Genomic DNA, 3871 nt, shown 5'->3' on the forward strand with positions numbered 1-3871 from the left:
CCTTCCCCCTCCTCCCCGCTCCGCCGGCGAGTGGAAGTTATCTATAAACTCACACTTGCAGGGGTTTTGGCGGGAAAAGGAGGTTTTAGGGGGGAAATGGCGGGGAGAGGGTTGAACGGGGGGCAGGATAAGGAGTGCGCAGGCGGGGCATTGGATGGAAAAAGAAGCGTCTGGATATGCCTGCAAAAACTTTCAGGGCGAAATATTCAGGGGAAGCGGCGGGCCCCCCATATTTTCAAAAAGAAAATTTTCTTTTCCTCTTGACTCTCCCCCTGCGTTATAGTCTATACTGTAAACACGGTACCGGAAAGGAGGCCATCCAGGTGAAAAATATGAAGGAAGGAATGATACCAGGCACAAGGGGCCGCGTTTTTTATGGCTTTTTGTGCGAACTCTGTATCCCATGGCGATGAAGATGAACTGCCTATTGACTGTAAAGGAAGCCGCCGTTATCAGCGGTGTAAGCGTGCGCACGCTACACCACTATCACAAACTCGGGCTGCTCGTCCCGGCGCAGGTAACGGAAGCGGGATACAGGCTATATGGACAGGCGGAGCTTGCCCGGCTCCAGCAAATTCTGCTGTACAAAGAGCTTGGTTTTTCTCTGGAGGAAATACGCCCCTTGTTAAGCGCTGACCATATTTTCTTGCAGGACGCGTTAGAGAAGCAGACGCGGCTTCTCATGTTAAAACGCAAGCGCCTGGACAAGCTGATTGAACTGACACAAAACCTGTTGAAAGGAGAATGTATAATGGATTTTGCCGCATTTGACACAAAAGAGATCGACCAGCAGATGGAACAGTACGCCCAGGAGGTGAAGGAGCGCTGGGGAGAAACCCTGGCCTATGAGGAATCCCAGCGCCGCATGGCTTCCTATGGCAAAAAGGAGTGGGATAAAATATACGCGGGCATGGGCGGTATTTTCCGCCGCTTTGCCGCCTGCATGGAAAAAGGCCCGGATTCCCCGGAGGCGCAAGCCATGGTGCGGGAATGGCGGGACTTTATCGCAAAAAATTTCTATCCCTGTTCAGATGAAATCCTGCAGGGGCTGGGACAGATGTATGAGGCGGATCCCCGCTTCCAGGCCACCTTTGATAAGACCTCGCCGGGGCTGGGTGCTTTCATTGCGGAAGCCATCAAAGCCTCAGCTACGTGATTCCATCCAATTTCTTTAGCACGCCGCAAAAATGGCTTGTATCCAAAAGGATGCAAGCCTTTTTTGCATTTTGATATATACGCATAAAACCGCACCCATAGAAAAATCCTCGGGTGCGGTTTTTTCGTTCTAAGCCTCCCCCAAGGGAACGCCCCTTTTAATACTCCACCTGCAGCCAGCGCCTCTCAGCAGCAGACTTCTTCCCCGCCACAATGACAGCCAGGGTATTGTGGCCGTCCTTGCCTGTAACGGTGGGCTGGCGGTTGTTGATAATGGAATCCACAAAGTCGTCTATAATGCCGCTTTTTAGCTGCTTCTTGTTGGTGGAAATGGCCCCCACCTGGTATTTTACCCGGGTATCGTCCCGCAGCTCCACCACGATGTCATCGGCAAAGTCCCCGAATATCTTCATAACGCCCTTATCCCCATAGATAATGGTGCTGTTGTCCTCTTCGCCATAGTTGGTCCAGGAAACGTTCATGGTGCCAAAGGTGCCGTTTTTCATGCGGAAGATGGCGGAGGCGTTGTCCTCCAGATCAATCAGCCTGCCGTCTGGATACCGCTTGTCCCGGGTGACAGTTTCACAGCAGATGTCCTCCACCTCGTCATTTGTGAGGAAGCGGATGATATCCAGCTTGTGGGCGCCTAAATCTCCCAACGCGCCAAAGTGCGCCTTATCTTTGTCAAAGAACCAGGTAGAGTTGGAACGGTTTACACTCCAGTATTCCGGGCCGCGGTGGCGGAAGTTGCTCTGGATGGAAAGAATGTTGCCTATCATGCCAGACTGGAGCAGTTCCCGGGCCTTCCGGTGGGTAGGCAGCAAGCGCTGGTTGTGGCCGATCATCAGGATTTTCCCAGACTTCTCTGCAGCTTCCATCATGCGCCGTGTATCTTCCAGTTCCAGGGCCATGGGTTTCTCGCACAGCACATGCTTGCCTGCTTCCAGGGCCATAATGGAATACGGTGCGTGGGTGTTGTTGGGGGAGCAGATGCTTACAGCGTCTATCTCCGGATCTGCAATGAGTTCCTCTACTGTGGCATACACCTTTGCCCCATAGCCCACCGCCAGTTCTTTTGCCCGCTCCTGGTCAAAGTCATAAAGGGCTATCACTTCCGAGTTGGGATTGTCTGTGTACTCTGGCGCATGGCGGCGGGCTGTAATCATGCCGCATCCGATAATGCCGACCTTTACTTTTTTCATACTGCATACCATCCTTTACCTGAAAAGTTTTATTCCATCGGGGGGACTACAGTCCCTCTGTCTACCAGCTCTGTGCCTACCCACACTGTCTCCGGCGGGCCTTCCAGCTCCTGCCGGCGCTTCAAAAGCAGCTCCACCGCCTTTTGGCCCATTTCTCCGGCATATATGCCCACCGAATCTACAGGCGGGGACAGCATGGCGGAAATGGTGTTGTCATAGCCCATCAGGGAAATGTCTGTGGGGATTTTCACCTCTGCCTGATAGAGATACTGCATGGCCCCGGCAATAAGGGTATCTGCCGCGCCAAACACAGCAGTGGGCCGCCTGCCTTGCTCCCACAATGCCTGCATAGCCTTGCAGCCGCTGGCAGGGTGATAATCCGGGACAATTTTTATAAAATCCTTCTCCAAAGGCAGGCCCGCTTCTGCCAGTGCCTGCCTGTAGCCTTCCAGCCGCAGGGCTTCCACAGCTTGGCCGTTCTCCAGCCCAATATAGGCGATTTTTTTGTGCCCGGCCCGCAGCATGGTCTGGGTGGCGCTGTAGGTGCCGGCCTGGTCGTCCAGCAGCACCCTATCGCTGCGCTCCGGCGCCCGCTCTATCCACACCAGGGGAATGCCCGCCCGCTCCAGCTTTTTCACCAGCCCAGGGTCAAACTGCCCGATAGACGTAAGGATGACCCCGCTCATGCGCCTGCCGATAAACTCGGTGACAATTCGCTCATCCTCTCCCGGCAGGCCGTATTTCGTAAAGCTTAAAACGCTATACCCCTGCCGGGTGCAGGCCTCGTCCACGGCCCGGCTGATTTGGGCAAAAAGCATGTTGGGGCTGAACTGCAAAATGTGCCCTATCATCTGCACCCCGCTTTTTAGGCTTTGGGCCAGGGTGTTGGGCACATAGCCCAGCTTTTTCACAGCCGCTTCCACCCGCTTCCGGTTTTCCCCAGAAACGTACCCATTGTTGTGCAGCACCCGGCCCACTGTGGTCAGCGAAACCCCGGCAAGCCGCGCCACATCTGCCATTTTAGGATTCCCGTCTGCTGCCGCCATACACCCTCCTCCTTTTGTTTTTCTATATGGCATCGTTACCATGTGGTGACGATGCCATATTACCATCTTCTCCTCCCCTTGTCAAGCCCTCTGCGGAATTTTTTTCAAGCCGGTCGCAGCGTTGTCGCACAGAGCGTAAGGGAAACTGCGTAAGGTGCTGGTTACCGCCGCTGACGGCAAGACCCAGAAGTATTACACCCTGACGGTCACCAAGGCTGACGCGACTGAACTGCAGCCCACCATCACCGCTGCCAAGCTGGTACTGAACAAGGGCAAGGACGACGAGTATGTAAGCAACGGCGTGGTGGACACTGCGGCCCGCACTATCACTTTCACAGTACCCCATTCCACTCTTGACACAGCCGTACAACCCAGCACAGTTGACCCCATTTTTCCGGCCCGGTTATCCTTTTGGCGGACCGGGGGTATGAGGCCTGCAATAACCTTGCACACCTGGAGAGAAAGGGC

4 protein-coding genes are annotated in these 3871 nt (G+C 54.5%); 2 read left to right on the forward strand and 2 right to left on the reverse strand.

From position 1 onward, the window contains the following. Window positions 1-415: 415 nt before the first annotated feature. Window positions 416-1156, forward strand: coding sequence for a MerR family transcriptional regulator (locus D1841_RS16695; protein ID WP_160644787.1), 741 nt, complete (start codon window positions 416-418; stop codon window positions 1154-1156). Between the two features lie 157 nt (window positions 1157-1313). On the opposite strand, the gene D1841_RS16700 is transcribed toward D1841_RS16695, so the two are convergent. Next, a complete protein-coding gene (locus D1841_RS16700) occupies window positions 1314-2357 on the reverse strand; it encodes a Gfo/Idh/MocA family protein (protein WP_160644789.1) in 1044 nt (347 codons plus the stop codon). 29 nt (window positions 2358-2386) lie between these two features. Beyond that, complete coding sequence (locus D1841_RS16705; protein ID WP_160644791.1) at window positions 2387-3403, reverse strand: LacI family DNA-binding transcriptional regulator; 1017 nt, start codon at window positions 3401-3403, stop codon at window positions 2387-2389. Between the two features lie 154 nt (window positions 3404-3557). On the opposite strand from D1841_RS16705, the gene D1841_RS16710 reads away from it, so the two are divergent. After that, window positions 3558-3871, forward strand: a 314-nt coding sequence (locus D1841_RS16710) for a hypothetical protein (protein WP_160644793.1), incomplete at its 3' end; no start/stop codon positions are given.

The organism is Neglectibacter sp. X4 (genome assembly GCF_009917365.1).
Taxonomy (GTDB): domain Bacteria; phylum Bacillota; class Clostridia; order Oscillospirales; family Acutalibacteraceae; genus Acutalibacter.

Bases quoted from the DNA above. Each gene is read 5' to 3' on its own strand.
- D1841_RS16700 (WP_160644789.1), bottom strand. From the start codon at position 2,357: ATGAAAAAAGTAAAGGTCGGCATTATCGGATGCGGCATGATTACAGCC.
- D1841_RS16695 (WP_160644787.1), top strand. From the start codon at position 416: ATGAACTGCCTATTGACTGTAAAGGAAGCCGCCGTTATCAGCGGTGTA.
- D1841_RS16705 (WP_160644791.1), bottom strand. From the start codon at position 3,403: ATGGCGGCAGCAGACGGGAATCCTAAAATGGCAGATGTGGCGCGGCTT.